General features: G+C 70.2%; 22 protein-coding genes. 15 read left to right on the plus strand and 7 right to left on the minus strand.

Features of this window, described 5'->3' with window-relative positions:
- Positions 1 to 202: 202 nt before the first annotated feature.
- From rpoN to AAHF99_RS03710, 5 genes are all read left to right on the plus strand, one after another.
- Entirely contained in the window at positions 203 to 1,765 is a 1,563-nt protein-coding gene (gene rpoN / locus AAHF99_RS03690; protein ID WP_342162704.1) for an RNA polymerase factor sigma-54, read from the plus strand.
- Positions 1,766 to 1,813: 48 nt separating this feature from the next.
- Entirely contained in the window at positions 1,814 to 3,187 is a 1,374-nt protein-coding gene (gene glmU / locus AAHF99_RS03695; protein ID WP_342162705.1) for a bifunctional UDP-N-acetylglucosamine diphosphorylase/glucosamine-1-phosphate N-acetyltransferase GlmU, read from the plus strand.
- A gap of 27 nt (positions 3,188 to 3,214) precedes the next feature.
- Positions 3,215 to 4,000: an aldolase gene (locus tag AAHF99_RS03700; RefSeq protein WP_342162706.1), complete on the plus strand. Its 786-nt coding sequence runs from the start codon at positions 3,215 to 3,217 to the stop codon at positions 3,998 to 4,000.
- Positions 4,001 to 4,104: 104 nt separating this feature from the next.
- Positions 4,105 to 5,931 carry a glutamine--fructose-6-phosphate transaminase (isomerizing) gene (gene glmS, locus AAHF99_RS03705; RefSeq protein ID WP_342162707.1) on the plus strand — a complete coding sequence of 609 codons (1,827 nt, stop codon included), beginning with the start codon at positions 4,105 to 4,107 and terminating at the stop codon, positions 5,929 to 5,931.
- A 125-nt stretch (positions 5,932 to 6,056) separates the two neighbouring features.
- Complete coding sequence (locus tag AAHF99_RS03710) at positions 6,057 to 6,896, plus strand: collagen-like protein (RefSeq protein WP_342162708.1); 840 nt, start codon at positions 6,057 to 6,059, stop codon at positions 6,894 to 6,896.
- Here the strand turns inward: AAHF99_RS03710 and AAHF99_RS03715 are convergent.
- Complete coding sequence (locus tag AAHF99_RS03715) at positions 6,827 to 8,101, minus strand: TIGR03862 family flavoprotein (protein WP_342162709.1); 1,275 nt, start codon at positions 8,099 to 8,101, stop codon at positions 6,827 to 6,829. The genes AAHF99_RS03710 and AAHF99_RS03715 overlap by 70 nt on opposite strands.
- Positions 8,102 to 8,290: 189 nt before the next feature.
- Here AAHF99_RS03715 and AAHF99_RS03720 point away from each other — a divergent pair, with 189 nt between their 5' ends.
- Entirely contained in the window at positions 8,291 to 9,304 is a 1,014-nt protein-coding gene (locus AAHF99_RS03720) for a TerC family protein (RefSeq protein ID WP_342162710.1), read from the plus strand.
- Between the two features lie 3 nt (positions 9,305 to 9,307).
- Here AAHF99_RS03720 and AAHF99_RS03725 read toward each other — a convergent pair whose 3' ends face one another.
- On the minus strand, positions 9,308 to 10,063 hold the full coding sequence (locus tag AAHF99_RS03725; protein WP_342162711.1) for an N-acetylmuramoyl-L-alanine amidase: 756 nt from the start codon (positions 10,061 to 10,063) through the stop codon (positions 9,308 to 9,310).
- Positions 10,064 to 10,164: 101 nt separating this feature from the next.
- Between AAHF99_RS03725 and AAHF99_RS03730 the strand changes: the two genes are divergently transcribed.
- Positions 10,165 to 10,410 (plus strand): type II toxin-antitoxin system prevent-host-death family antitoxin, encoded by a 246-nt coding sequence (locus AAHF99_RS03730; protein ID WP_342162712.1) that lies wholly within the window; start codon positions 10,165 to 10,167, stop codon positions 10,408 to 10,410.
- On the plus strand, positions 10,407 to 10,811 hold the full coding sequence (locus AAHF99_RS03735) for a type II toxin-antitoxin system VapC family toxin (protein ID WP_342162713.1): 405 nt from the start codon (positions 10,407 to 10,409) through the stop codon (positions 10,809 to 10,811). Before AAHF99_RS03730 ends, AAHF99_RS03735 begins: the two co-directional genes overlap by 4 nt.
- Here the strand turns inward: AAHF99_RS03735 and AAHF99_RS03740 are convergent.
- Positions 10,803 to 11,558: a DnaJ family molecular chaperone gene (locus tag AAHF99_RS03740; RefSeq protein ID WP_342162714.1), complete on the minus strand. Its 756-nt coding sequence runs from the start codon at positions 11,556 to 11,558 to the stop codon at positions 10,803 to 10,805. The two genes, AAHF99_RS03735 and AAHF99_RS03740, sit on opposite strands and share 9 nt — an antisense overlap.
- Positions 11,559 to 11,661: 103 nt before the next feature.
- Entirely contained in the window at positions 11,662 to 11,931 is a 270-nt protein-coding gene (locus tag AAHF99_RS03745) for a hypothetical protein (protein WP_243958803.1), read from the minus strand.
- Positions 11,932 to 12,125: 194 nt separating this feature from the next.
- Between AAHF99_RS03745 and AAHF99_RS03750 the strand changes: the two genes are divergently transcribed.
- From AAHF99_RS03750 to AAHF99_RS03760, 3 genes are all read left to right on the plus strand, one after another.
- Complete coding sequence (locus tag AAHF99_RS03750) at positions 12,126 to 12,734, plus strand: urease accessory protein UreE (protein WP_342162715.1); 609 nt, start codon at positions 12,126 to 12,128, stop codon at positions 12,732 to 12,734.
- On the plus strand, positions 12,724 to 13,503 hold the full coding sequence (locus AAHF99_RS03755; protein WP_342162716.1) for a CDP-diacylglycerol diphosphatase: 780 nt from the start codon (positions 12,724 to 12,726) through the stop codon (positions 13,501 to 13,503). The genes AAHF99_RS03750 and AAHF99_RS03755 overlap by 11 nt, the downstream gene beginning before the upstream one ends.
- A gap of 90 nt (positions 13,504 to 13,593) precedes the next feature.
- Positions 13,594 to 14,067, plus strand: a complete 474-nt coding sequence (locus AAHF99_RS03760) for a hypothetical protein (protein ID WP_342162717.1) — start codon at positions 13,594 to 13,596, stop codon at positions 14,065 to 14,067.
- A gap of 19 nt (positions 14,068 to 14,086) precedes the next feature.
- On the opposite strand, the gene AAHF99_RS03765 is transcribed toward AAHF99_RS03760, so the two are convergent.
- Positions 14,087 to 14,953, minus strand: a complete 867-nt coding sequence (locus AAHF99_RS03765) for an NAD(P)-dependent oxidoreductase (protein WP_342162718.1) — start codon at positions 14,951 to 14,953, stop codon at positions 14,087 to 14,089.
- A gap of 232 nt (positions 14,954 to 15,185) precedes the next feature.
- Here AAHF99_RS03765 and AAHF99_RS03770 point away from each other — a divergent pair, with 232 nt between their 5' ends.
- The 4 genes from AAHF99_RS03770 to AAHF99_RS03785 all read left to right on the plus strand — a co-directional run bounded on the left by AAHF99_RS03770 (position 15,186) and on the right by AAHF99_RS03785 (position 21,383).
- Entirely contained in the window at positions 15,186 to 17,243 is a 2,058-nt protein-coding gene (locus AAHF99_RS03770; RefSeq protein ID WP_342162719.1) for a carbon starvation CstA family protein, read from the plus strand.
- Positions 17,244 to 17,247: 4 nt separating this feature from the next.
- Positions 17,248 to 17,469: a YbdD/YjiX family protein gene (locus tag AAHF99_RS03775; protein ID WP_243958792.1), complete on the plus strand. Its 222-nt coding sequence runs from the start codon at positions 17,248 to 17,250 to the stop codon at positions 17,467 to 17,469.
- A gap of 58 nt (positions 17,470 to 17,527) precedes the next feature.
- Positions 17,528 to 17,962, plus strand: a complete 435-nt coding sequence (locus AAHF99_RS03780) for a tellurite resistance TerB family protein (protein ID WP_342162720.1) — start codon at positions 17,528 to 17,530, stop codon at positions 17,960 to 17,962.
- A gap of 136 nt (positions 17,963 to 18,098) precedes the next feature.
- Positions 18,099 to 21,383, plus strand: coding sequence for an efflux RND transporter permease subunit (locus AAHF99_RS03785; RefSeq protein ID WP_342162721.1), 3,285 nt, complete (start codon positions 18,099 to 18,101; stop codon positions 21,381 to 21,383).
- Here the strand turns inward: AAHF99_RS03785 and AAHF99_RS03790 are convergent.
- Together AAHF99_RS03790 and AAHF99_RS03795 are read right to left on the minus strand one after the other, a co-directional pair.
- Positions 21,380 to 22,600 carry a methyl-accepting chemotaxis protein gene (locus tag AAHF99_RS03790; RefSeq protein WP_342162722.1) on the minus strand — a complete coding sequence of 407 codons (1,221 nt, stop codon included), beginning with the start codon at positions 22,598 to 22,600 and terminating at the stop codon, positions 21,380 to 21,382. The two genes, AAHF99_RS03785 and AAHF99_RS03790, sit on opposite strands and share 4 nt — an antisense overlap.
- Positions 22,601 to 22,824: 224 nt before the next feature.
- Positions 22,825 to 25,725 carry an Rne/Rng family ribonuclease gene (locus AAHF99_RS03795; protein ID WP_342162723.1) on the minus strand — a complete coding sequence of 967 codons (2,901 nt, stop codon included), beginning with the start codon at positions 25,723 to 25,725 and terminating at the stop codon, positions 22,825 to 22,827.
- Positions 25,726 to 25,889 lie beyond the last annotated feature (164 nt).

Below are 25,889 nucleotides of genomic sequence, written 5' to 3' on the forward strand. Positions count from 1 at the left end.
CCGGCCTCATGCCGCTCAAAGCTTCCTTAATCGCGGGCCGCGAGAGTGAACGCCCTCGCCGCAATCTTCGCATGGGACGAGCGAACACCCGGCTTTGACGCGCCGCGGCATTCGGTCTAAAGATTGGGCAGAACGAACAAGCAAGAACCGTGCCGGGCTGCCATGCTCGGACAATCTGAACAATGCGCAATCGGGGCTGGGTATGAGTCTGCTGCAAAGGCTGGAGGTGCGACAGGGCCAAGCCCTGGTCATGACGCCTCAGCTCCTGCAGGCGATCAAGCTCCTGCAGCTCTCGCATCTGGACCTTGCCGCCTACGTGGACGCGGAACTGGAGCGCAACCCGCTTCTGGAGCGCGCCGAGGCCGAGAATCCGGGCGTGCAGGACGCGCCGGAGGCGCCGGCCCCCTCCGACGAGGGCGCGGGCGAAGACGGGTTCGAGGGCGGCGAGGCCGATTCGTGGCTCGCGCCGGAGATGAACCCGATCCGGGGTGAGATCGAGGGCGACATCGACGCCCGCCTCGACAACGTCTTCCAGGACGAGACGCCGACGAGGGTCCGCGAATCGGACGCGGGCGACATGCTGAGCCTGACGCCCGCGCCCTACGGCAGCACCGGCGGCAGCTTCGATGCCGAGGCGCCCGACTTCGAGGCGACCCTGACCTCGGAGGTCAGCCTGCGCGAGCACTTGGCCGCACAGCTCGACCTCGCCACCCGCGATCCCATCGAGCGCCTGATCGGCGGCTTCCTCATCGATGCCGTGGACGAGGCCGGCTACCTCCGCGAGACGGTGGAGGCCGTGGCCGAGCGGCTGGCGGCCTCGCCCGCCCTGGTCACGAAGGTGCTGGCCCTCGTGCAGAGCTTCGACCCGACCGGCGTCGGCGCCCGCGACCTCGCGGAATGCCTCGCCATCCAGTTGCGCGAGAACAACCGCTTCGATCCCGCGATGGAAGCCCTGGTCTCGCGCCTCGACCTCGTGGCCAAGCGCGACTTCGCGGGGCTGCGGCGCCTGTGCGGCGTGAACGACGAAGACCTCGTGGACATGCTGGCGGAGATCCGCCGCCTCGATCCCAAGCCGGGCCGCGCCTTCGGGTCGAGCGCCGTCGAGGTGCTGGTGCCGGACGTGTTCGTCCGCGCCGCGCCGGACGGCTCCTGGCTCGTGGAGCTCAACAGCGAGGCGCTGCCGCGCGTCCTCGTGAACCAGAGCTACTATGCCCGCGTCTCGCGCACGGCCCGCGCCGAGGGCGACAAGGCCTTCCTGTCCGAGGCGTTGCAGAACGCCAACTGGCTCACCCGCAGCCTGGAACAGCGGGCGCGGACCATCCTGAAGGTCGCCACCGAGATCGTCCGCCAGCAGGACGGGTTCTTCGCCCACGGCGTCGCCCATCTTCGGCCGCTCAACCTGAAGACGGTGGCCGAGGCCATCGCCATGCACGAATCGACCGTCTCGCGCGTCACCTCGAACAAGGCCATCGGCACCAGCCGGGGCACGCTGGAGATGAAATACTTCTTCACCGCCGCCATCCCCGGCGCGGCGGGTGCGGCGGCCCATTCCTCCGAGGCGGTGCGCCACCGCATCAAGCAGCTCGTGGACGGCGAGACCGCCGACAACGTCCTCTCGGACGACGCGCTGGTGCAGAAGCTGCGGGACGAGGGCGTGGACATCGCCCGCCGCACCGTCGCCAAGTACCGGGAATCCCTGCGCATCCCCAGCTCCATCGAGCGGCGGCGGGAACACTCCGCGCAGGCCGTCCGGGTGCTTGCCTGAACGGCCGGTTCGGCCCATTCAGCCCGCCGACCCCGATCGGACTCCGTGATGACGACCTCTTCCTCGCCGCGCAGCCTGACTGCCATCGTCCTCGCCGCCGGCAAGGGGACGCGAATGCGCTCCGACCTGCCGAAGGTACTCCACAAGGTCGCCGGGCGGACCATGCTCGGCCATGTGCTCGCCGCCGTGCGTGAGGCCGGCGCGACGCGGGTCGGCGTCGTGGCCGAGCCCGGCCGGGCCGACGTCGCCGCCGAGATCGAGCGGCAGGCGCCCGGCGCGGGCGTCTTCGCCCAGGCCGAGCGGCTGGGCACCGCCCACGCGGTGCTGGCCGCCCGCGCGCTGCTCGCCGAAACCGCCGACGACGTGATCGTCGCCTTCGGGGATACGCCCCTCGTCACCGCAGAGACTTTCACCCGCCTGCGCGCGCCGCTCGCCGCCGGGGCGGCGGTCGCCGTGCTCGCCTTCGAGACCGAGAACCCCACCGGCTACGGGCGGGTGCTCACCGAGGGCGCGCGCGTCGTCGCGATCCGCGAGGAGAAGGATGCGAGCGCCGCCGAGCGGCAGGTGCGCCTGTGCAATGCCGGGCTCATGGCGCTCGGCGGCGCGCACGCCCTGAGGCTGCTGGAACGGATCGGCAACGACAACGCGGCCGGCGAATATTACCTGCCCGACGCGGTGGCCCTGGCGGTGGCCGAGGGGCTGACCGTGGCGGTCGTGCCGGTGGACGAGCCGGAGGCGCAGGGTGTCAACGACCGGGTGCAGCTCGCCGCCGCCGAGGCGGTGGTGCAGGCCCGCCTGCGCCGGACGGCGCTCCTGGGCGGCGCGACCCTGGCGGCGCCGGAGACGGTGTTCTTCAGCCACGACACGGTGCTCGGCCGCGACGTGACCGTGGAGCCGAACGTGGTGTTCGGCCCCGGCGTGACGGTGGCCGACGGCTGCACGGTGCGGGCCTTCGCGCATCTGGCGGATGTCCGCCTGGAGGCGGGGGTGAAGGTCGGGCCGTTCGTGCGGATGCGCGGCGGCGCGGTGCTGGAACAGGGCGCCGAGATCGGCAACTTCGTGGAACTCAAGAACACCCGCATGGGGCCGGGCGCCAAGGCGGCGCACCTCACCTATCTCGGCGATGCCGAGGTGGGGGCGAAGGCCAATGTCGGCGCGGGCACCATCACCTGCAATTACGACGGCGTGTTCAAGCACCGCACCAGCATCGGCGCGGGCGCCTTCATCGGCTCGAACTCGGCCCTCGTCGCCCCCGTCACGATCGGGGCCGGGGCGTTGGTCGGGGCCGGTTCGGTCATCACGCAGGATGTGCCGGAGGGCGCCCTTGCGGTGGCGCGCGGCCGGCAGGAGGTGCGGCCCGGCTGGGCGGTGCGGATGCGCGAGCGGTTGCTCGCCCTGAAGGAACGGCGGTCAGGCCGGTGAGCCCGGAAGACGAGGGGGAGAGGCGACATGGCTCATGAATTCCGCGTGGTGGAGGGCGGCAAGGCCGACCTCGGCGCCATCGACCGCGAGGCGCTGTGGCAGGCGCGCGTCGATCTCGCCGCCTGCTTCCGCATGGCCGCGCGCTACGGTCTGGAAGAGGGCATCTGCAACCACTTCTCGGCCATGGTGCCGGGGCGGGACGACCTGTTCCTCGTGAACCCCTACGGACTGGCTTTCTGCGAGGTGACGGCCTCCAGCCTCCTCGTCTGCGATTTCCACGGAAGGGTCGTCGAGGGCGAGGGCCAGCCGGAGGCGACGGCCTTCTTCATCCATGCCCGCGTGCACCGGAACGTGCCGCGCGCCCGGGCGGCGTTTCACACCCACATGCCCTACGCCACGGCGCTGAGCATGACCGAGGGCGAGCCCCTGGCCTATGCCGGGCAGACGGCCCTCAAGTTCTACGGCCGCACGGCGGTGGACGATGCCTATAACGGCCTCGCCCTGGACGAGGCCGAGGGCGACCGCATCGCCGCGACGCTGGGCGACGCCGACATCGTGTTCCTGCGCAACCACGGCGTGATGGTCACTGGCCCGACCATCGCGGAAGCCTGGGACGATCTCTATTATTTGGAGCGCGCCGCCGAGGTGCAGGTGAAGGCCCTCTCGACGGGCCGGCGGCTCCTGCCCGTCGATCCGGCCATCGCCAAGGCCGCCGCCGCGCAGATGCGCGAGGGCGACCCCGAGAGCGCCCGGCTGCACCTCGCGAGCATCAAGCGGGTGCTCACGCGGGATGGCGACACCTACGCGGAATAGCCCCGTGCGCCGGCCGCTGGGTCTCGCCGCTGCGATGCGGTAACCTCGACCGCATATATGGGCCTGGCCCCCGGCCGGGCGGCCCTGCGAATGGAAGACGGAACATGTGCGGCATCGTCGGCATCGTCGGGCGCGACGCAGTGGCGGGACAGGTGGTCGAGGCGCTGCGCCGCCTCGAATACCGGGGCTACGATTCCGCCGGCATCGCCACCCTGGAGCACGGCAGCCTTCAGCGCCGCCGCGCTTCGGGCAAGCTCATCAACCTCGAAGCGCGGCTCGCCGAACAACCGCTGACCGGCACGATCGGCATCGGCCACACCCGCTGGGCGACCCATGGCCGCCCCACCGAGGTCAACGCCCACCCCCATGCCACGGCGCGCGTCGCCGTCGTGCATAACGGCATCATCGAGAACTTCCGCGAGCTGAAGCAGGAGCTCGAAGGGGAGGGGATCCGCTTCGAGAGCGACACCGACACCGAGGTCGTCGTCCAACTCGTCAGCCGCCTGATGGACAAGGGCGCCGGCCCGGTCGAGGCGGTGGCCGCCGCTCTGCCGCGCTTGCGCGGGGCCTTCGCCCTTGGCTTCATCTTCGCGGGCGAAGAGAACCTGCTGATCGGCGCCCGGCACGGCGCGCCGCTCGCGGTCGGCTACGGCCACGGCGCCACCTATCTCGGCTCCGACGCCCTGGCGCTCGCCCCCTTCACCGACGCCATCGCCTATCTCGACGAGGGCGATTGGGCGATCCTCACTCGCGAGGGCGCCGAGTTCCGTGACGCTTCCGGCGCCGTGGTGGAGCGCCCCCGTCAGACCATCGCCACCCAGGCGTTCCGGGTCGACAAGGGCGAGTACCGCCACTTCATGGCGAAGGAGATCCACGAGCAGCCGGAGGTCGTGGGCCGCACGCTGGCCCATTACGTCGACATGGCCGAGGGCCGGGTGATCCTGCCGGAGGCGCTGCCCTTCGACTTCGCCAAGCTCAGCCGCGTCTACATCACCGCCTGCGGCACCGCCTTCTATGCCGGCCTTGTCGCCCGCTACTGGTTCGAGCAGATCGCCCGCCTGCCGGTGGAGATCGATGTCGCCTCCGAGGCCCGCTACCGCGAGGCGCCCCTGGAGCGCGACGGGCTGACGCTGGTCATCTCGCAATCGGGCGAGACCGCCGACACCCTGGCCTCCCTGCGCTACGCCAAGAGCCAGGGCCAGCACACGCTCAGCGTCGTGAACGTGCCAACCTCGACCATCGCGCGGGAATCCTCCGTGGTGATGCCGACGCTCGCCGGGCCGGAGATCGGCGTGGCCTCGACCAAGGCGTTCTCCTGCCAGCTTACCGTGCTCCTCTGCCTCGCCATCGCGGCGGGCCGGGCGCGGGGCACCCTCGACGCGGCCGGCGAGCGGCGCCTGATCGACGGGCTCATCAAGGCGCCGGGCCTGATGGCCGAGGCGCTGGCGCAGGAGCCGGACATCGAGGGGCTGGCCCGCGAGGTCGCGAAGGCGCGGGACGTGCTCTATCTCGGACGCGGCACGAGCTACCCGATGGCGCTGGAAGGCGCCCTGAAGCTCAAGGAAATCAGCTACATCCACGCCGAGGGCTACGCGGCGGGAGAACTGAAGCACGGGCCGATCGCCCTTATCGACGAGAGCGTGCCGGTCATCGTCATCGCGCCGCACGACGCGGTGTTCGAGAAGACCGTCTCGAACATGCAGGAGGTCGCGGCGCGGGGCGGGCGGATCGTGCTCATCGGCGACGCGAAAGGTGCGGCGGAGCACGGGCTCGACACGATGGCGACCTTCACCATGCCGGCGCTCGACCCCATCGTGGCGCCCATCGTCTACGCGGTGCCGGTGCAACTCCTCGCTTATCACGTCGCCGTCGTGATGGGGAAAGACGTCGATCAGCCCCGCAACCTCGCGAAATCCGTCACCGTGGAGTGACGGACGGTCCCCACGGAGAACACATCCGAGGGGTGTAGAACTACCGAGTTTTCAATTGACGATACTCGGTAGCAAAGCCAAGGTCCGCCGCCGCCCGACCGGGGCGGTCGAGATCCGGGTCGAGCATGCGCGCAGCCCTCGTTCTGCCTTTGCTGGTGGGCCTCACCGCCCCCGTCGTCGCCCAGCCGGCGCCGACGGATCCGGGCACGAGCCAGGGGGCGCCGGCCCCCGCGCGCCGGGCCGGGCCGCCGCGCCGTCCGCAGGCGCCGAGCCAGCCCATCGCGGTCTACGATGCGCGGATCGAGGCGGGCGACCTTCGCCTGTCGGGTTCGGTGCGCAAGCCCGGCGCCATCGTGGAGATGGACGGCGAGACCTCGATCCAGGCCGACAAGCGCGGCCGGTTCGTATTCAAGCTGCCCTACAAGCCCGCGACCTGCGTCGTCACGCTCAAGAGCGGTGAGGACGAGCGCGAGGCGGTCGTGGCCAATTGCGCGCCGGAGGGGCCCCCCGGCCCGGCCGGACCGCAGGGTGTGCCCGGCCCCGCCGGAGAGAAGGGCGAGACCGGTCCGAAGGGTGACGCCGGTCTTAAGGGTGATGCCGGCCTGACCGGTGAGGCGGGGCCCAAAGGTGAGGCGGGTCCGAAGGGCGAGCAGGGACCGGCCGGGCCGCAGGGCGAAGCCGGCACCCCCGGCCTGCCCGGCCCGAAGGGCGAGGCGGGTCCCGCCGGCCCCCGTGGCCCGATCGGCGGACGCGGCGAGCCCGGCAAACCCGGCACGGCGGCGACATCCACCTTCCGGGTGCTGCGCAAGACCGAATGCGGCGGCGCCTGTTCCGCCACCTGCGACGAGGGCGAGGTGCTGGTCGCCGCCCGCTGCCTCGGCGGCGGCAGCGTGACCTACGAGGGCGAGGGCGCGTCCTGCCCGTCCGAGGCCACCGGCCTCGTCGGCTTCTGCGCCAAGCCCTGATCCGCGAGCCAGCGCAGCATCCCGCCGGCGGCCGCCCGGCCGCCGGCTATCGCGCCCTGGAGGAGGTAGCCGCCGGTCGGCGCCTCCCAGTCGAGCATCTCGCCCGCCAGGAACAGGCCGGGCCGCGCGCGCAGCATGGCGTTGCCGTCGAGGGCGCCGAGATCCACGCCGCCGGCTGTCGAGATCGCCCGGTCGAGGCCCATCATGCCGGTGAGGGTGAGCGCCGCCGCCTTGATGAGCCGCGGAAGGGCGTCGGGCTCGCCTGGCAGGGCGGCGCCCGCCGCCTCCCGCACGAGACCGATGGCGACGGGCGACAGGCCAGCGGCCTTGCGCAGCCGGGCCGAGAGGGAATCGCCCTTCCGCCCTTTCGCGAGCCGCGCCGCCAGCGCCTCGACGGCGAGGTCCGGCCGGAGATCCACCACGAGCCGCGCCGCCCCCTCCGCGAGGATCGCCTCACGTAAGGGGCGTGACAGGGCGTAGACCGCCCCGCCTTCGAGCCCCGTCCGCGTGACGATGGCCTCACCGGGCACGGTCTCTCCCGCGAAGGTCAGGGCGATGCGCTTCAACGGCGTGCCGGCATGGCGCTCGCGGAACGTGTCGGACCACGCGCAGGCGAAGCCCGCATTGGCCGGGCGCAGGGGCGCGACCGGCACGCCGAGCCCTTCGAGGAGCGGCACCCAGGCACCGTCCGATCCAAGGCGCGGCCAGCTCGCCCCGCCGAGGGCGAGCAACGTCGCGGCAGGGCGCACGGTGAGGTCGCCCTCCGGCGTGTCGAAGGTCAGGGCGCCCTCCGCGATCCCGGTGAGGCGGTGGCGGGGGCGGATCGCGACGCCGTGATCCCCCAGGCGGGCGAGCCACGCCCGCAGCAGGGGCGAGGCCTTGAAGCTCTTGGGGAAGACACGGCCGCTCGACCCGACGAAAGTCGGCTGGCCGAGTTCTGCGCACCAATCCCGCAGGGCATCGGGCGGGAAGGCCCGGATCGCCCCGGTCAGGCTCTGCGCCGGATGGTAGCGGCCGAGGAAGGCCGGCAGGGGCTCGCTGTGGGTCAGGTTGAGCCCGCCGCGCCCGGCCATGAGGAGCTTGCGCCCGAGGGAGGGCATCCGGTCGTAGAGCGTGACCGTGCCGCCCGAAGCCGCGAGGATCTCCGCCGCCGCCAGCCCGGCCGGGCCGCCGCCGATCACCGCGATGTCGCATCCTTGCACCATGGCGCCGAGAGGCGCGTCGCAGGGTTGCGTGTCAAGCGCTGGGGATCGGCCCGTGCCGCCCTTGATTCGCCTCGTTCCCCCTCTTACGTCGCGTCCATCGACTGCGGGCCCCTCTGGCGGACGCTCCTTGAGGCGTCCGTGATGTCGGAGTCGATGCTTTCCTCCCGGAAGGAGCATCAGGTCCCGCCTATGGTCGATTTTCTGTACGTCGAGTGGCTCGGCAAGCCGCTGTGGATGTGGCTCGGCTTCCACGTGCTCATCGCGGTGCTTCTCGCCTTCGATCTCGGTCTCCTGCACCGAGACAAGGAGCACGAGATCGGCGTGCGCGAGAGCCTTGGCCTTACCGCATTCTACCTGACCCTCGGCCTCGCCTTCGGCGGCTTCATCTGGTGGGAGCTCGGCTGGACGCCGGCCGAGGAATACGTTACCGGCCTCGTGGTCGAGAAGTCGCTGTCGATGGACAACGTCTTCGTCATCGCAATGATCCTCACCGGGCTCGGCGTGCCGCGCACGGCGCAACACCGGGTGCTGCTCTGGGGCATCCTGGCGGCGGTGCTCCTGCGTGGGTTGATGATCGGCCTCGGCGCGGCCCTGGTGCATCAGGTGCACTGGATCCTGTCGCTGTTCGCGGCCTTCCTGATCTATGCCGGCCTCAAGATCCTGTTCTCCGGCCATGAGGAGCAGGGCGACTTCGGGAACAGCAAGATCGTCCAGTGGATCCGGCGGCGCTTCCGCGTCACCTCGGAACTGCACGGCCAGAAGTTCACCGTGCGCAAGACCGACCCGAAGACCGGGCGGAAGGCCCTGTGGTTCACGCCCCTCGCTCTGGCGCTGGTGCTGGTGAACGGCGCCGACGTCATCTTCGCCGTCGACAGCGTGCCGGCGATCTTCGCGATCACCACCGACACCTTCGTGGTCTACACCTCGAACATCTTCGCGATCCTCGGCCTGCGCGCCCTGTATTTCGCGCTGGCCGCGATGGTGGACCGCTTCGCCTACCTGAAGACGGCGCTGGCCTTCATCCTCATCTTCATCGGTGCGAAGATCGTGGTGGCGGACACGTTCGGGCTCCTGAAGGTGCCGCCGTGGGTGTCCCTGGTCGTCACCCTGGTCCTGCTGCTGGGTGGCGTCGCCTACAGCCTGTGGCGCACCCGCGGCGAGGCGCCCCTGCCCGAGGGCGAGGCGCGGGCGCACCGCGCCTGAGGCTCAGGCGGCCGGCAGGCTCGCCAGCAGGTCGCGGAGCGTGGTGATGGTGGAGCTGTCGGCGACGCCATCGACCCGCGCCTGCCGGAAATGGCGCTGGAAGGCGGTGACCACCGCCTTCGTCCGGGCGTCGAACGTGCCGTTCACCGGCAGGCCGTAGCCGTAGAGGGCGAACATCGCCTGCAGCGCCTCCACCGGCTGGCCGGCATCGCCCTCCGCGAAGAAGCGCCCGTCCCGCAGGGGGGCGGGCGGCACGCAATGGCCGAGCCCGGCCTCTGCGAGGCGGAGCCAGGGGAAGGTCTCGCCGGGGTCTTCCTTGCGCTCCGGCGCGATGTCCGAATGGGCGAGCACCCGCTCCTGCGGGATGCCCCAGCGCCCCGCGATGTCGAGGCCGAGCGCGATCACCGCCGCGATCTGCGCGTCGGGATAGGGCGGCAACCCGCCGACATGGCCGGGATGGACGAGCTCGATGCCGATGGAGCGGGAGTTGATGTCGGTGACACCCTTCCACGCCCCGGCCCCGGCGTGCCACGCCCGCGCGGCCTCGGCCACGAGCTGCACCGTGTCGCCATCCTCGAACACGACGTAATGAGCCGAGACCTCGCTCATCGGATCGCGCAGCCGTGCCAGAGCCGCCGCGCCGCTCTCCATGCCGGTGTAGTGCAGGATCAGCATGTCCGGCCGCAGGCCCCGCCGGTCCCCCTGGTTCGGAGACGGCGCCACCTTGCGGGCGAGGGGGGTGTCGGGCGTGAGGGTCATCTCAACCTCGTTCGGACGAGGCTCCTTAGCACGATGGATGCGTGGTGCGATTGACGCCTCGCCGTGGTGTACGCATGATGCGTACAGTGTGGGGAAGAACCGTGCCGTTGCAGCAAGTGGGAATCCGTGCCTTCCGCGAGCAACTCTCCGGATATCTGCGTCAGGCACGCGACGGCGAAACCTTCCTCGTCACGTCGAACGGCGAAGTATTGGCGGAGATCCGGCCGCCGCCGGTCGACGCCCGGCCTTCGCGCCGCCCCGGCGCCCTGCGCGGTCAGATCGTTCTGGCACCCGATTTCGATACCCTCCCGGCGGATGTCGTCGCGGCCATGGAAGGCGAGGGGTGAAGCTCCTCCTCGATACTCACGCCCTGCTGTGGTGGCTGAGCGACGATCCCTCGCTCGGTGGCGGGGCGCGGGATGTGATTGCCGATCCCGGCAACGACGTGCTCGTCAGCATCGTCTCCCTGTGGGAGATCGTCGTGAAGGCCCGGATCGGAAAGCTCCGGGCCGATATCCGCACGGTCGCTGCCGCCGTGGAGGAAGGCGGCTTCACGCGCCTCGATCTCGCGGTGTCGCATCTGCTCGCGCTCGACCGATTGCCGGTCGATCCGGCACACCGCGATCCGTTCGATCATCTGCTGGTTGCGCAAGCCATCGCGGAGGACGCGGCCTTCATGACCGAGAACCGGCGCATGGCCGCCTATCCCGTACGCATCCTGTCATGCGCCGCGACGGCGCTACCGTAACCCCCGCTCGGCCGCGACCAGATCGTAGGCGGCGTTGATCGCTGCGAGGCGCTTGCTGGCGATGGCCACCGCCTCGGGGGGAAGGCCCCGGGCCAGTGCGCGGTCGGGGTGGTGCTCGGACACCAAGCTGCGATGGCGGGCCTTCACCGTCGCGTTGTCGGCGGCCCGGTCGAGGCCCAACACCTCGTAGGGGTCGTCCTCCAGGCGGACATGCCGCGCGGCGATGCGCCGGAACGCGCCCTCCTCGAAGCCGAAGATCGCCGAGACGGCGCGCAGGTACTGCTCCTCGGCCGCATGGATCGCCCCGTCCGCGCCCGCGATCTGGAACAAACCGTCGAGCACGTCTTCCAACAGGGCCGGCTCGTCGCCGAAGGTCGCCGCGAGCTGGTGGGCGTAGGCCTCGTAGCCGTCGGTGGTGCGCTTGGCGAGGTCGAACAGGCGCGTCACCCCGGCCTGGGCCGAGGGCTCCACATGCACCACGCGGGCGAAGGCTTCGACCTCCGAGGGCGCGACGACGCCGTCCGACTTGGCCATCTTGGCCGCCAGCGCCACGAGCCCGGTGGTGAAGATCACGTCGCGCGGGGTTGGGCCGAAGGGCGCGCCGATCCGGTCGACGAGGAAATGGCCGGCGACGCCGCCGATCAGCCCGCCGAGGGGGCCTCCGACCGCCAGCCCGATGCCGGCGCCGCCGAGCTTGCCCCAGATCCCGGAGGCGCGAGGCGTGGGCGTCCGGCTGTCGTGGATCATCGGGCGGCTTTGAGATCATCCGCCGGGATGGCCCCGGCCGCCACCCGATAGACCGGCGGCGCCCGGGGTGGAAGGGCCGGGATGTCTCCCGGCCGATCGTGCCTTAGCGGCAGTAGACGTTGCCGTAGGCGTCGCGGTAGGTGCCGTAGGGGCAGCGCGGCGCAGTCGAGGCGCCGACGATGGCACCGCCGGCGCCGCCGATGGCCGCACCCGCGAGGGCGCCGCCGGCCCGGCCGGTCGCCGCGCCGCCGATGGCCGCACCGGCCAGCGCGCCGAGGCCGGCGCCGCCGAGAGCCCGGTCCTCGGGCGTGTTGCAGGCGCCGAGCGACAGCGCTGCGAGTCCGGCGAGGGCGGCCGCGATGGTCTTCTTCATGTCTCTACAACTCCCCTGTGCATCCGTTTTGGCTTTTGCCGTTATGGCTGCGAATCGAGCTTAGCAGGAACCCAACGCGGTCCCTACGGCCAAGGTTCCGATCCATGAACGGGGCAGTTGCGTCCCGTCATCCTCCCGCCCTATGCCACGGGGAAGGCGGCCCGCCTGGGCCGCCGCCGGATTTCGAGGCTCCCATGCAGAAAGCCACCACGATCGTCCGCCGTCCGGCCGTGCGCGCCGACCGCGTTGCGGACACCGTCGAACTCGACCATGCCGGCCGGTCCGCCCTCCCGTCCAGCTTGACGGCGGCGGGTGGCCTCGCCTTCGAGGTGGCCCTGCCGAAGGCCGGATCGCTGGAGGACGGCGACGCCCTGCGCCTCGACGACGGCCGGCTCGTCGTCGTGAAGGCGGCCGCCGAATCGCTCCTTGAGGTGCGGGCGGAGAATCCGGCCCGGCTGATGCGCCTCGCGTGGCAGCTCGGCGGCAACCATGTCGAGGCCGAGGTCGGCGCCGACACGCTGCACATCCCCGCCTCGCCGGCCAATGCCGAACTGGTGCGCGGCCAAGGCTGCGTCGCCACCCCGGTGATCCGCGCCTTCAGCCCGGAGAAGGCCGCCCACGATCACAGCACGTGCGGCCACGATCACGGCCACGACCACCATGGGCACGACCATGGCCATGATCACGGGCACGATCACGACCACCACGGCCACGACCATGCGCACGATCACGGCCATTCCCATGGCCACGACCATGACCATGCGCATCACGGGCACGAGCACAGCCACAAGCATGACCACTGACCGGCGGCGGATTGCGCTGTCGGCGGGGTTGATCGGGCTGGTGCTCGCCGTCCCCGCCTCGGCCGGGTCGGACCCGACCCGCGACGTCCTCTGGATGGCCCTGAAGACCTGCGTCCTCGCCAAGACGCTCGCCAACCGGACCTTCCCCTGTCTGGCCGTCGATCTCGGCGACAAGGAGCGCCCCGGCACGGCGGTGCTGCGGGCGCCGGGCGAGCCGACGCATATCGTGGTCATGCCCACCGATACGGTCTCGGGGCTCGAATCCACGCCCCTGCGGGGGCCGCGCGGTGTGGCGTACTGGAAGGCGGCGCTCTCGGCCCGGCACTTCGTGGTGGATTCCCTGAAGAACCGCGTGCCGGAGGCCGATATTGGTCTCGCGGTGAATTCGGCGCGCGGGCGCAGCCAGGATCAACTGCACATCCACCTCGATTGCCTGAGGCCCAAGGTGCTCGATGCCCTCGACGCCCATGGCCGCGCCGTCGGAAAGGTGTGGGCGCCGTTCCCGGTGCCGCTGGCCTATGACCGGTTCCACGCGATGCGGGTGCGTGCCGCCGACGTCGAGACGTTCAACCCCTTCGCGGCCATCACGACCCTGCCGGGCCGCCGCGACCTGACGCGGACCACCTTCGCGGCGGTCTCGACACGGCCCGGTGATCCGGAGCCGGGCCTCATCCTCCTCGCCTACCGGGGGCGTCAGGCCAGCGCGGAGGACATCATGGACCATGGCTGCGCCATCGCGGAGCAGCGCCGCGCCCGGCCCGCCGGATAGTCGTCGCCGTCCGGGGCAAGGAAGACAGTCCTCCCGCAGTCTAGGCGCGGGCCAAGCGGAACCATTAGCTTGGCCTCACGTTGAAGCGGCATGGAACACTTCAAGTCCACCATCGCCACGACAGCGATTGCAGCTTTCGGCCTCCTCGCCGCAGCGCATATCCTGCATCCGGGCAACTTCGAGCGCACGACATACCCGTCGCGGCCCGTCGCGACGGTGGCTCCCCAAGCCTGGGCCAACCCGCCGGCCGCCCCTGCGGTTTCCGTGGTGGCCCCCGTCCTCAAGGCGGAAGCCCCGCAGCCCGTACCCGCTCCCGTGGCCTGGACCTCGGTCCAGGTCGAGCCGCCGGCCCCGGTGCGCACCGCCGAGACCGCGCCGGAGCATCGCCGGAAGGCCGGTGCCCACCGGCATAAGCTCTCGCAGCGCCCGGCTCCGGTCCGTCAGGCCGTGCTGACCCAGCCGGCCCAGCCGGCGGCGGTCGCCCCCGTGAAGAAGCCGGAAACGAACCGCATCGACCCGATCGGCGACATCATTCGCGGCCTCGGGCTCGGCAGCGACAGCTGAGCCGCCGCGCCCGCGTCCGTCAGCGTTCCAGGCGGGCGACGAGGCTCGACGTGTCCCAGCGATTGCCGCCCATCGCCTGCACCTCGGCGTAGAACTGATCGACCAAGGCCGAGACCGGGAGCTTGGCGCCGTTGCGGCGGGCTTCGTCCAGCAGGATGCCGAGATCCTTGCGCATCCAATCGACGGCGAACCCGAAGTCGAACTTACCCTCGTTCATGGTCTTGCCGCGGTTCTCCATCTGCCAGGAGCCGGCGGCGCCCTTCAAGATGACGTCGAGCACGGCCTCGACATCGAGACCCGCGCGCTTGGCGAAGTGCACGCCCTCGGAAAGGCCCTGCACGAGGCCGGCGATGCAGATCTGGTTGACCATCTTGGTGAGCTGGCCGGAGCCGACCGGGCCCATCAGCCGGCAGGCGCGGGCGAAGCTCTTGATGGCCTCCTCGACCTTCGCATAGGTCTCGGGCTCCCCGCCGCACATCACCGTCAGCACGCCGTTCTCGGCGCCGGCCTGTCCGCCTGAGACGGGGGCGTCGATGAAGCCGAAACCCTTCTCCTGCGCGGCGGCAGCGAGTTCGCGGGCGACCTCGGCCGACGCGGTGGTGTGGTCCACGAAGACCGCGCCCGGCTCCATGCCGGCGAGCGCCCCGTCGTCACCCAGCACCACGCTGCGCAGATCATTGTCGTTGCCGACGCAGGCGAAGACGATCGTGGCACCCTTCACGGCCTCGCGCGGGGTGGCGGCATGGGCGCCGCCATGGGCCTTCACCCAGGCCTCCGCCTTGGCGCCCGTCCGGTTGTAGACCGTGACGTCATGGCCTTTCTTCGCGAGATGCCCGGCCATCGGGCCGCCCATCACGCCGAGTCCCAGGAAAGCGACCTTGGCCATCATCCGTCTCCACCCGAACGAAGCGGGCCATTCGGAGCGGCCCGCGTTCCGCCCGCCGGTCCGTGGCGGGCGCCCGACCTATAGCAGCCCGGCGCGGGCGAACAACGAGCCCCGGTTTGTCCGTCGCGACGACAGCGGAAATCTTTGCATGGCGTAAAAATTCCGGCAGAACGCAAGCCAGATCACAGGCCCTGTCAGGGTCGTTCGAGCCGTGGGCCGGGGAGGCCACGCCATGACCGCCATTCAGAAGCATGGGCCTTGGGCCCTCGTCGGGGCGCTCGGCGCCGCCGCCCTGTCCATCGTGGCCGTCGAGCGTGGCGAGGCGGTGAACGCCCTCTGGATCGTGGTCGCGGCGGTCTGCGTCTACCTGATCGCCTACCGGTATTACTCGAAGTTCATCGCCGACAAGGTGATGCGCCTCGACGCGAAGCGCGAGACCCCGGCGCTGCGCCACAACGACGGGCTCGATTACGTCCCTACCAACAAGAGCGTGCTGTTCGGCCACCATTTCGCGGCCATCGCGGGCGCCGGCCCGCTGGTCGGCCCGGTGCTGGCGGCGCAGATGGGCTACCTGCCCGGCATGCTGTGGATCCTGGCGGGCGTCGTCCTCGCGGGCGCGGTGCAGGACTTCATGGTCCTGTTTGTCTCGATGCGCCGGGACGGGCGCTCGCTGGGCGAGCTGATCCGCGCCGAGCTTGGGGCGGTGCCGGGCGTCATCGCCCTGTTCGGCACCTTCCTCATCATGGTCATCCTGCTGGCGGTGCTGGCGCTGATCGTCGTGAAGGCCCTGGCCGAGAGCCCGTGGGGCACCTTCACGGTGATGTCCACGATCCCGATCGCCATCTTCATGGGCCTGTACACCCGCTACATCCGCCCGGGTAAGATCGGCGAGGTCTCGGTGCTGGGCTTCGTGCTGCTCATGGCCGCCATCGTCGGCGGCGGGCAGGTCGCGGCGAGCCCGGTTTGGGGCCCGGCCTTCACCTTCACCGGCACGCAGCTCTGCTGGATGCTGATCGGCTACGGCTTCGTCGCCTCGGTGCTGCCCGTGTGGCTGCTGCTGGCTCCGCGCGACTACCTCTCGACCTTCCTCAAGATCGGCACCATCGTCGGCCTCGCGCTCGGCATCGCCTTCGTGGCCCCGCACCTGCAGATGCCGGCCATGACCAAGTTCGTGGACGGCACCGGCCCGGTCTGGGCGGGCAGCCTGTTCCCATTCCTGTTCATCACCATCGCCTGCGGTTCGGTCTCGGGCTTCCACGCGCTGATCTCGTCGGGCACCACGCCGAAGCTCATCGCCAACGAAGTCGATGCCCGCTTCGTCGGCTACGGCGCGATGCTGATGGAATCCTTCGTGGCGATCATGGCGCTGGTCTCGGCCTGCGTGATCGATCCGGGCGTGTACTTCACCATGAACTCCCCGGCGGCCCTGGTGGGCACCACGCCGGAGACCGCCGCCGCCGCCGTCACCAAGCTCGGCTTCGCCACGACGCCGGAGGTCATCACCCAGACCGCCGCCGATGTCGGCGAGCACACGATCATCTCCCGCGCGGGTGGCGCCCCGACCCTGGCAGTGGGCATGGCGCACATCATCTCCTCGGCCATCGGCGGCAAGGGGATGATGGCGTTCTGGTACCACTTCGCGATCCTGTTCGAGGCGCTGTTCATCCTCACGGCGGTGGATGCGGGCACGCGGGCCTGCCGCTTCATGGTGCAGGATCTCGTGGGGCTCATGGCGCCCAGCTTCAAGAAGACGGATGCCTGGGGGCCGAGCATCGTCGCCACCGCGATCTCGGTGGGCGCCTGGGGCTACTTCCTCTACCAGGGCGTCACGGATCCGCTGGGCGGCATCAACACCCTGTGGCCGCTCTTCGGCATCTCGAACCAGATGCTGGCGGCAGTGGCGCTGACGCTGTGCACCGTGGTGATCTTCAAGATGAAGCGCGAGAAATACGCCTTCGTCACGATTATCCCGACCGTGTGGCTCTGCATCTGCACCCTGACGGCGGGCTACCAGAAGATCTTCTCGGCCGACCCGAAGATCGGCTTCCTGGCCCATGCCGAGCGCTACGCGATGGCCGCCGCCGAGGGCAAGCTCCTCGCGCCGGCCAAGAGCGCCGACCAGATGAGCCAGATCATCCTCAACGACCGGATCGACGCGGTGCTCGCCGCGTTGTTCATCGCGCTCGTCGTGGCGATCGCGGTCTTCGGCATCATGGCCTGCATGAAGGCACTGCGCGCCGACCGCTGGACCGCGCTGGAGACCGAGCCGCGCATGGTGGCGGCGGAGTGAGGCGATGATGCCGGCGCAGGGCTTTCGCAACCAGCTGCGGACGCTGACGAAATGCGTCTGCGACGGGGCGCGGCTGATGGTGGGGCAGGGCGACTACGCGGTCTATGCCGAGCACATCCGCCGCACCCATCCCGACCGGGAGCCGATGACCGAGACGGAGTTCTTCCGCAACCGGGAGAACGCGCGGTTCGGCGTCGGCAACACGTCCGGTTTCCGGTGTTGCTGAGGACAAGCTTGACTCAAGGGCCCCTTCTCCCGCCATCTTGGATCAACGGGAGAGGGGCATGAGTATTTTCCAGGACGCCATCCTTCGCTTCGGCCGGACCATCATGTCCTATGCCGGCGATGCGATGTTCCTGCAGGCGGCCGTCTCGGCGGCGGCCAACGTCATCGTCGCGGATGGCGACGTGGCGGAGGAAGAGGTCGAGGCGGCCATCGTCGGCATCCGTGCCAACCCGATCCTCGAAAAGTCCTACGACACCCTGCGCGTCGAACAGGAACTGTACGAGGCGATCAGCCGCGCGAAGACCCGCGCCGGGCGCATCGAGAACCTCCGGGCCGCCGCCGCGATCGCCGAACGGCCCATCGAGCAGCGGCAGGACGTGTTCCTGATCGCCGCCGACGTCGCTGACCTCGGCGGCATCAGCGCGGTCGAGCACACGGCACTCGACGAGATCGCGAATTCGTTGGAAGTGGAAAAGTCGGCGCTGCTGCGCTGAGAACACGAGCGTGACCACGACAGTGTTTCCGCTGGAAACAACTTAACGGCGCCTGCGGCATCGCGGATCAGTACTTGTCGGCCCGGGCGGGTTAGCTCACCCTGGTGCTCGCACGTCCGGGGGGCCGGGAGATCGCATGGGCCTCGTCCTCTACGCCCTCAAGTTCCGCATCACGACCTACGTGCTCGCGGTCCTGATGATGCTCGGCGGCGTCGGCGCCATCGTCGTCATGCCGAAGGACGTGCTGCCCGTCGTCGATATCCCCGTCGTCGTGGTGGTCTGGACCTATACCGGCCTGTCCACGCCGGAGATGGAGACCCGCGTCACGACCTATGCCGAATTCGGCATCTCCAACAACGTCAACAACATCCGCCGGATGGAATCGACCACCCTGCAGGGCACGGCGGTCCAGCGGATCTATTTCGATCCGAGCGTGAGCATCGACCTCGCCATCGCGCAGGTCGTGTCGTCCACGAACTCCATCCGCGCCGCGATGCCGCCCGGCATCCAGCCGCCGGTGATCGTGCGCTACTCGGCCTCCTCCGTGCCGGTGATCCAGCTCGCGCTGTCTTCGGCCAGCCAGAGCCTCAACGAGATCTACGATTACGCCCAGTACCGCATCCGCCAGACCCTGGCGCAGGTGCCGGGCTCGACCCTGCCCGCGCCGTTCGGCGGGGCGCCGCGCCAGATCATGGTCGATCTCGACCTCAACGCCCTCCAGGCGCTCGGCCTGACGCCGCTGGACGTCACCAACGCCATGACGGCGCAGAACCTCACCGTGCCCTCCGGCCTCGCCAAGATCGGCGAGCAGCAATACCCGATCCAGCTCAACGCGACGCCGCCCTCCATCGAGACCCTGAACACCGCGCCGATCAAGATCGTGGCCGGGCAGCCGGTGCTGGTGCGGGACGTGGCCTTCGTCCGCGACGGCGGGCCGCCGCAGATCAACGTGGTCCGCGCCGACGGCAGCCAGGCCGTGCTGATGCAGGTCATCAAGAACGGCAACGCCTCGACGCTCAGCGTCGTGAACAACGTCAAGGCGGCGATGCCGACAATCCGGGCCGCCGCCCCCGAGGGCATGAGCATCAAGCTGCTGTTCGATCAGTCGGTCTTCGTGTCGAACGCCATCGAAGGGGTGCTGCACGAGGCGGCCATCGCCGCCGCGCTCACCGGCCTCGCGATCCTGCTGTTCCTCGGCTCGTGGCGCTCGACCCTCGTCGTGTTGATCTCGATCCCGCTTTGCGTGATGACCTCGCTGGCCGTGCTGGCGGCGCTCGGCCAGACCATCAACATCATGACGCTGGGCGGCCTCGCCCTGGCGGTCGGCATCCTCGTGGACGATGCCACGGTGGCCATCGAGAACACCTACCGGCTGTTCGAGGAGGGCGAGGAGTTCCGGGAGAGCGTGGTCCACGGCGCGGCCGGCATCGCCAAGCCGGCGCTGATCTCGACGCTGTCGATCTGCGCGGCGTTCACCGCCGTCTTCGCCCTCACCGACACGCCGAAATACCTGTTCACCCCGCAGGCGCTCGCGGTCGTGTTCGCGATGCTGACCTCCTACCTGCTGTCGCGGACCCTGGTGCCCCTGCTGATCGATGTGATCGTGGCGCCGGAATACGCGGCCAAGCACGCCAAGGATCGGCACGAGAAGGGCGAGGCCCCCCGCCGGACACGGATCGGCCGGGTCGTTGGCGCCGTTGGGGCGCCGCTGATGCGCGTCGCGGGCGCCTTTCACCGGGGCTTCGAGGCGCGCTTCACCCGCTTCCATCGCGGCTATGTCGGGCTGCTCCATGCCGCCCTGCGCCACCGCGTCGTGACCGCGATCATCACCGTCTGTGTGCTCGCGCTCGGCGGCACGCTGTTCGTCTTCACGGGGCAGGATTACTTCCCCGAAATCGAATCCCGCCAGATGACGATGCACCTGCGCGCCCGAGCCGGGCTGCGCATCGAGACGACGCAGCAGGTCTTTGCGCAGGTCGAGGACGTGGTGCGCGAGGTGATCCCCGAGCACGAGCTGGAGCAGATCCTCGACAACATCGGCGTGCCGTCGATCAACTACAACTTCGCCTTCTCGGACGGGTCGTTCGTCTCCTACAACGACGGGCAGATGCTTATCAGTCTGAAGGAGGAGCACGGCTCGGTGGCGGGCTACAAGAAGCGCCTGCGCGAGGTGCTGATGCAGCGCTTCCCCGACCTGACGGTCTATTTCCAGCCGGCCGACATCATCACCCAGATCCTGAATTTCGGCGTCATCACGCCGATCGACATCCAGGTGTCGGGCCGTCACAAGGAGAAGGACCTGGAGGTCGCGCAGAACATCGTCCGCCGCCTACGCGACACGAAGGGCCTCGTGGACGTGCATCTGCAGCAGATCGTCAACGTCCCGCAATTCTACGTGGACGTAGACCGGCGGCTCGCCTCGGAACTCGGGCTCACCGAGCAATCCGTGGCGCAGAATATGAACATCTCGCTCTCGGGCAGCTATCAGGTCACGCCGAACTTCTGGCCGGACCCCAAGACCGGCATCCCTTATCAGCTCTGGGTGCAGACGCCGGAATACCGCAACGCCTCCCTCACGGACCTGCGCAACACGCCGCTCTTCGTGCGCGCCGCCGCCACCTCGGGCTCGGGGCCGGGGGTGCTGACGCTGCTGTCGAGCGTCGCCGACATGAAGCGCGTGCCGACGCAGACGGTGATCAACCACGTCAACATCCAGCCGACCTTCGACATCTTCGCCTCGGTGCAGGACCGCGACCTCGGCTCCGTCGCCCGCGAGATCGATACGATCGTGCAGGAGGAGCAGAAGAACCTGAGCGCCCCCGACAAGATCACCGTGCGCGGCCAGATCGAGAACATGCGCTCGGCCTTCCTGCGCCTGGGCATCGGCCTCGGCATCGCGCTGATCGCCGTCTACCTGCTGATGGCGGTGAACTATCAGAGCTGGGGCGACCCGTTCGTGGTCATCGCCGCCCTGCCCATCGCCTTCTGCGGCATCACCACCGGCCTGTTCGTGACCGGCACGACCTTCTCGATCCCCTCGATCTTCGGGGCGATCATGTCGGTGGGCATCGCCTCGGCGAACTCGATCCTGCTCGTCACCTTCGCCAAGGAGCACCGGGAGGCGACCGGGTGCAGCGCCGCCGAAGCCGCCATCGCGGCGGGCGAGACGCGTCTGCGGCCGGTGCTGATGACCGCCTCGGCGATGTTCCTGGGGCTGATCCCGATGGCGCTGGGCACGGGGGAGGGCGGCGAGCAGAACGCGGCGCTCGCCCGCGCGGTGATGGGCGGCATCGCCTTCGCGACGCCGGCCACGCTGCTGCTGGTGCCGTTCCTCTACACGCTGCTGCGCAGCGGCCCCGCCCAACCGGTGGAGGATTACCTCCCACCGGAGGGCGCCAAGGTGGCTCAGACGGCGGCCTAGGCGGCGGCCTGGGCGGACGCGACGGCGGCCTCGAACGCCTGGAAAGCGGCGGTGGCCTCGTTCCAGCGCGATGCCTGGATATGGCCCATCATGGCGCGGCACTCGCTGCGTGCCGTGGCGAGGGCCTGCTCCACCGGCCCGTGGAAGGCCGGATGCGGGGCGATCTCGCCCTGGTCGGCGGTGGCCGGGCGCATGCCGATCAGCACCGAGGCGAGGCGGCGGCGCCACGCGGCGCAATCCGCCGGCAGGCGGGCGCGGCGCAAAGCGGTCTCGTCGCCCTGCTGCTTGTCGAGGAGAGTCTGGCCCAGGGTCTCGATCTGGTCGATCCGGTCGATGGCTTCGCTGATCTCCTTGCGGGCCTTGTCGGCGCCCGCCGAGACCCGGCCGACGCTGTCGGCGATCTCGCTCGTGGCCTGGATCTGCTGGTCGAGCAGGCTGGAGGCCATGCGCATCTCGGCCGACACGCTCGCGACCTTGGCGCTCTCGGTTTCGACGCGGGCGCTGGCCTGCGACATCGCCTGGGCGCCGGATTTCACCGCCTCGCGGCTCTGGCTCACGGCCTCGCGCATGGCGGACATCTCGTCCCGCAGGCTCTTGATGCGCTGGTGGATCTCGTCGGTGGCCCGCGCGGTCTGGGCGGAGAGGGCCTTCACCTCGGCGGCGACCACGGCGAAGCCGCGTCCGGCGGCGCCGGCCCGGGCGGCCTCGATGGTGGCGTTCAGGGCGAGGAGATTGGTCTGGCCGGAGATCGCGGCGATGGCGCCCGCCATCTCCTCGATCCGCGCGGCGGCCTGGGAGAACCCGTCGAGGCGGCGGCCGATCTCGTCGGCGCCGCCCTCGATCCGGCGCATGCCGTCGGAGGCGCGGTGGATGTCGCCCGCGCAGGCCGCGATGCCGCCGCTCGCCGCCTCGGAACTGCTCGCCACTTCGGCGGAGCGCGCCGCGATCTCGCGGGTCGTCGCCGCCAATTCCTCGGTGGCGGCGGCCATCAGGCGAGCCTGCTCGGCCATGCCGGTGGAATCGTAGGCCATCCAGCCGAGGGAGGTGCCGGCCTCCGAGGCGGCGGCCGAAAGACGGCCGGGCAGCGCCATCAGTTCGCGGTCGATCACCGGCGCGGGGGCCGCGGCGAGGGCCACGACGGGCGCCTCGGTCACGGGGGCGGAACGCACGACGGGGGTCTGGTCGACCGGCTGGACTTTTCTTTGGAGACCGAACATCCGGCAGCTCGACTGAAGTTTCGGGAACGCGCCCGAAACAATGCCGGATTTCTATGAAGGAAATGTTCACGCACAGGATAGGGCAGGCGTGATCACACTCGCCCTATGATTGCTGTGGCTTCACTCGCCTGAATGGGCAGCTCGTTCCGCCCAATTCGCGTCCGAATGCTGTAGATTAGCCCCGGCAAGTCAAATCTTGCCGGGGCGAATACCGTTGTAGTCGATCACTCGCCCGTGAGGGCCGCCTTGGTACGCGACCACCAGCCCGCCCGCTTCGGCCGGGACGGATCGGAGGGCGGCGTCAGGACGACGGCGACGGGCTCGGCCGGCGGCTCGCTGGGCACGTCCGCAGCCGGCTCGGGCGCAGGCGCCTCGGCGGCTTCGGGGGCGGCGGGGGCTGGAACCGGCTCGGCGTGGGTCGCCTCGGCGACCTCCTCCGCGCTCACCGGCTGCTCCGCCGCAGGCTCGACGAAGCGGACGGGGGCCGGCTCCGCGACGGCCTCGAGGGTTTCGGCGCTGACGGGTTCCTCGGCGGCGGCGGCAATGGCCTCGTCCGAAGCCTCGCCGGCCTCGGCCTCACCCTCGCCCTCGTCGTCCCGCTGGCCGGTGCGCTCCACCCGGCCGCGACCGCCACGGCGGCCACGGCGGCGGCGGCGGCCCTTGTCGCCGTTGCCGGCGGCGGCATCCTCGCCCTCGGCGGCGGGCGCGGCCTCGGCCGCTTCCTCGTCGCCTTCGGAGGCGCCGGCCTCGGCGGGCTCGTCCTCGCCCTCGTCCTCACCCTCGTCGGCGCCGCCTTCGCGGCCCTCCTGACCCTCGGTGCGGCCGCCGCGACGACGACGGCGGCGGCGACGACGGCGGCCCTCGCCATCCTCGCGGGCTTCCTCGGTGCCGGCCTCGCCGGGGGCGGCCTCGGCCACCTCGGCGGTTTCGGTCTCTTCGACCTCGTCCTCGGCTTCGTCCTCGAACTCCATGGACGGCGAGATGGCGGTGGCGCGCACGCCCGTCACCGGACCCTCGGCCCGCTGGGCGGGCTCACCGCGATCCAGCTGGAAGGCCGAGGTCGCGGGCAGGCGCTCGTCGGCCGCGATGGTGACGGTGACGCCGAAATGGACCTCGATCTCGTGCAGATGCGCCCGCTTCTGGTTGAGGATGTAGAGCGCCACCTCCGTGCGGGTCCGCAGGATGAGGTTGTTGCTCGCGGACTTGAGCAGCGCCTCCTCGATGGAGCGCAGGATGTGCAGGGCCACCGAGGCGGTGGCGCGCACGAAGCCCGAGCCGCCGCAATGCGGGCAGGGGATCGAGGAGGATTCGAGCAGGCCGGTGCGGATGCGCTGGCGGCTCATCTCCATGAGGCCGAAGGGCGAGATCCGGCCGACCTGGATGCGGGCGCGGTCGTTCTTCAGGCAGTCGTTGAGCTTCTTCTCGACGGCGCGGTTGTTCCGCTTCTCCTCCATGTCGATGAAGTCGATGACGATCAGGCCCGCGAGGTCGCGCAGGCGCAATTGCCGGGCGACTTCCTCGGCGGCTTCGAGGTTCGTCTTGAGGGCGGTGTCCTCGATGTCGTGCTCGCGGGTGGCGCGGCCGGAGTTCACGTCGATTGAGACCAGGGCCTCGGTCGGGTTGATGACGAGGTAGCCGCCCGACTTCAGGGAGACGTGGGTCGAGAACATCGCGTCGAGCTGCGCCTCGACGCCGTAGCGGGCGAAGACCGGGGTGGTGTCGCGGTAGGGCTTCACGACCTTCACCTGGTCGGGCATCAGCATCCGCATGAAGTCCTTGGCCTCGCGGTAGGCGTCGTCGCCCGCCACGAGCACCTCGTCCAATTCCTTATTGTAGAGGTCGCGGATCGCCCGCTTGATGAGCGAGCCCTCTTCGTAGACCAGCGACGGGGCGATCGAGGTGAGGGTCAGCTCCCGCACCGATTCCCACAGGCGCATCAGGTATTCGAAGTCGCGGGCGATCTCCGGCTTCGAGCGCGAGGCGCCGGCTGTGCGCAGGATGACGCCCATCCCCTCCGGCACGTCGAGGTCGGCCACGACCTCCTTCAGCCGCTTGCGGTCGGCCGCCGAGGTGATCTTGCGGGAGATGCCGCCGCCGCGCCCGGTGTTGGGCATCAGCACGGAGTAGCGCCCGGCGAGGGACAGGTAGGTGGTGAGCGCCGCGCCCTTGGTGCCGCGCTCTTCCTTCACGACCTGCACGAGGATGATCTGGCGGCGCTTGATCACCTCCTGGATCTTGTAGTGGCGGCGGGGCGCGCGGGGGCGCTCCGGGATCTCGGCGAGCGCGTCGCCGTTGCCGCCGACCTGGGCGATCTTGGGCTCGGCGTCCGGATCGTCGGAATCCTCCTCGCCCTCGTCCTCCTCGTCGCCCTCATCCTCGTCGTCTTCGTCGGACTCGTCCTCGTCGTCCTCCTCGTCGTCGGACTCGTCCTCATCCTCGGCGTCCGCGTCGTCGGATTCGAACGGGGCCGGGGCCTCCTTGATGGCGGTCAGATCTTCGGTGACGGCGATCACCGCCTCGGGGGGCACCTCGGAATCGAGTTCGGTCGCGGCCGCAACCGGCTCGCCGGGGGCGGGCTCGTCATGGGCGGACTCGGCGGACGACTCGATGGCCTGACCCTCGGTGGCGAGTTCCTCGCGCACGGCCTCGGCGTTGTCGGAGAGGGCGTCGGGCAGGGTCTCGGCGGCGAAGACCTCACCGTCGATAATCGAAACGCTCTCGGTGGAATCCTCGGTGCTCACCGTCTCGTCGCGGCGCGAGCGTGCCTCGGCCCGGCGCCCACGCGAACGGCGGGGCGAGCGGCGGCGGCGCTCCTCGCGCTCGCGGTATTCCTCGGCCTCGCGGGCCTCCTCCTCGAGGAGGGCCTGACGGTCGGCCAGGGGGATCTGGTAATAGTCCGGGTGGATCTCGTTGAAGGCCAGGAAGCCGTGGCGGTTGCCGCCATACTCCACGAAGGCGGCCTGGAGCGACGGCTCCACCCGCGTGACCTTGGCGAGATAGATGTTGCCGCGCAGCTGGCGGCGGCTGGCGGACTCGAAGTCGAACTCTTCGACCTTAGACCCTTGGACCGTGACGACCCGGGTCTCTTCCGGGTGCATCGCGTCGATGAGCATCTTGTTGGCCATGACGAACTCTCGGCATGGCGGCCGACGTCGCGTTCCGTGCCCGGAGCCCCGGCGGCGCCTCGCCCGACCGTGTACGCGTCGGGCCAGGGGCCGGCCTCGTCACCGAGGCCGCGGGGAGGAGGGATGGGATTGTGCCGTCAACCGCCTTAGGGCGCCCTTGGCGC

Origin of the sequence: Methylobacterium litchii, from assembly GCF_038442315.1 — a bacterium.
Taxonomy (GTDB): domain Bacteria; phylum Pseudomonadota; class Alphaproteobacteria; order Rhizobiales; family Beijerinckiaceae; genus Methylobacterium; species Methylobacterium litchii.

Coding starts and splice junctions, on each gene's coding strand:
- rpoN (WP_342162704.1), top strand. CDS start 203: ATGAGTCTGCTGCAAAGGCTGGAGGTGCGACAGGGCCAAGCCCTGGTC.
- glmU (WP_342162705.1), top strand. CDS start 1,814: ATGACGACCTCTTCCTCGCCGCGCAGCCTGACTGCCATCGTCCTCGCC.
- AAHF99_RS03700 (WP_342162706.1), top strand. CDS start 3,215: ATGGCTCATGAATTCCGCGTGGTGGAGGGCGGCAAGGCCGACCTCGGC.
- glmS (WP_342162707.1), top strand. CDS start 4,105: ATGTGCGGCATCGTCGGCATCGTCGGGCGCGACGCAGTGGCGGGACAG.
- AAHF99_RS03710 (WP_342162708.1), top strand. CDS start 6,057: ATGCGCGCAGCCCTCGTTCTGCCTTTGCTGGTGGGCCTCACCGCCCCC.
- AAHF99_RS03715 (WP_342162709.1), bottom strand. CDS start 8,101: ATGGTGCAAGGATGCGACATCGCGGTGATCGGCGGCGGCCCGGCCGGG.
- AAHF99_RS03720 (WP_342162710.1), top strand. CDS start 8,291: ATGGTCGATTTTCTGTACGTCGAGTGGCTCGGCAAGCCGCTGTGGATG.
- AAHF99_RS03725 (WP_342162711.1), bottom strand. CDS start 10,063: ATGACCCTCACGCCCGACACCCCCCTCGCCCGCAAGGTGGCGCCGTCT.
- AAHF99_RS03740 (WP_342162714.1), bottom strand. CDS start 11,558: ATGATCCACGACAGCCGGACGCCCACGCCTCGCGCCTCCGGGATCTGG.
- AAHF99_RS03745 (WP_243958803.1), bottom strand. CDS start 11,931: ATGAAGAAGACCATCGCGGCCGCCCTCGCCGGACTCGCAGCGCTGTCG.
- AAHF99_RS03750 (WP_342162715.1), top strand. CDS start 12,126: ATGCAGAAAGCCACCACGATCGTCCGCCGTCCGGCCGTGCGCGCCGAC.
- AAHF99_RS03755 (WP_342162716.1), top strand. CDS start 12,724: ATGACCACTGACCGGCGGCGGATTGCGCTGTCGGCGGGGTTGATCGGG.
- AAHF99_RS03760 (WP_342162717.1), top strand. CDS start 13,594: ATGGAACACTTCAAGTCCACCATCGCCACGACAGCGATTGCAGCTTTC.
- AAHF99_RS03765 (WP_342162718.1), bottom strand. CDS start 14,953: ATGGCCAAGGTCGCTTTCCTGGGACTCGGCGTGATGGGCGGCCCGATG.
- AAHF99_RS03770 (WP_342162719.1), top strand. CDS start 15,186: ATGACCGCCATTCAGAAGCATGGGCCTTGGGCCCTCGTCGGGGCGCTC.
- AAHF99_RS03775 (WP_243958792.1), top strand. CDS start 17,248: ATGATGCCGGCGCAGGGCTTTCGCAACCAGCTGCGGACGCTGACGAAA.
- AAHF99_RS03780 (WP_342162720.1), top strand. CDS start 17,528: ATGAGTATTTTCCAGGACGCCATCCTTCGCTTCGGCCGGACCATCATG.
- AAHF99_RS03785 (WP_342162721.1), top strand. CDS start 18,099: ATGGGCCTCGTCCTCTACGCCCTCAAGTTCCGCATCACGACCTACGTG.
- AAHF99_RS03790 (WP_342162722.1), bottom strand. CDS start 22,600: ATGTTCGGTCTCCAAAGAAAAGTCCAGCCGGTCGACCAGACCCCCGTC.
- AAHF99_RS03795 (WP_342162723.1), bottom strand. CDS start 25,725: ATGGCCAACAAGATGCTCATCGACGCGATGCACCCGGAAGAGACCCGG.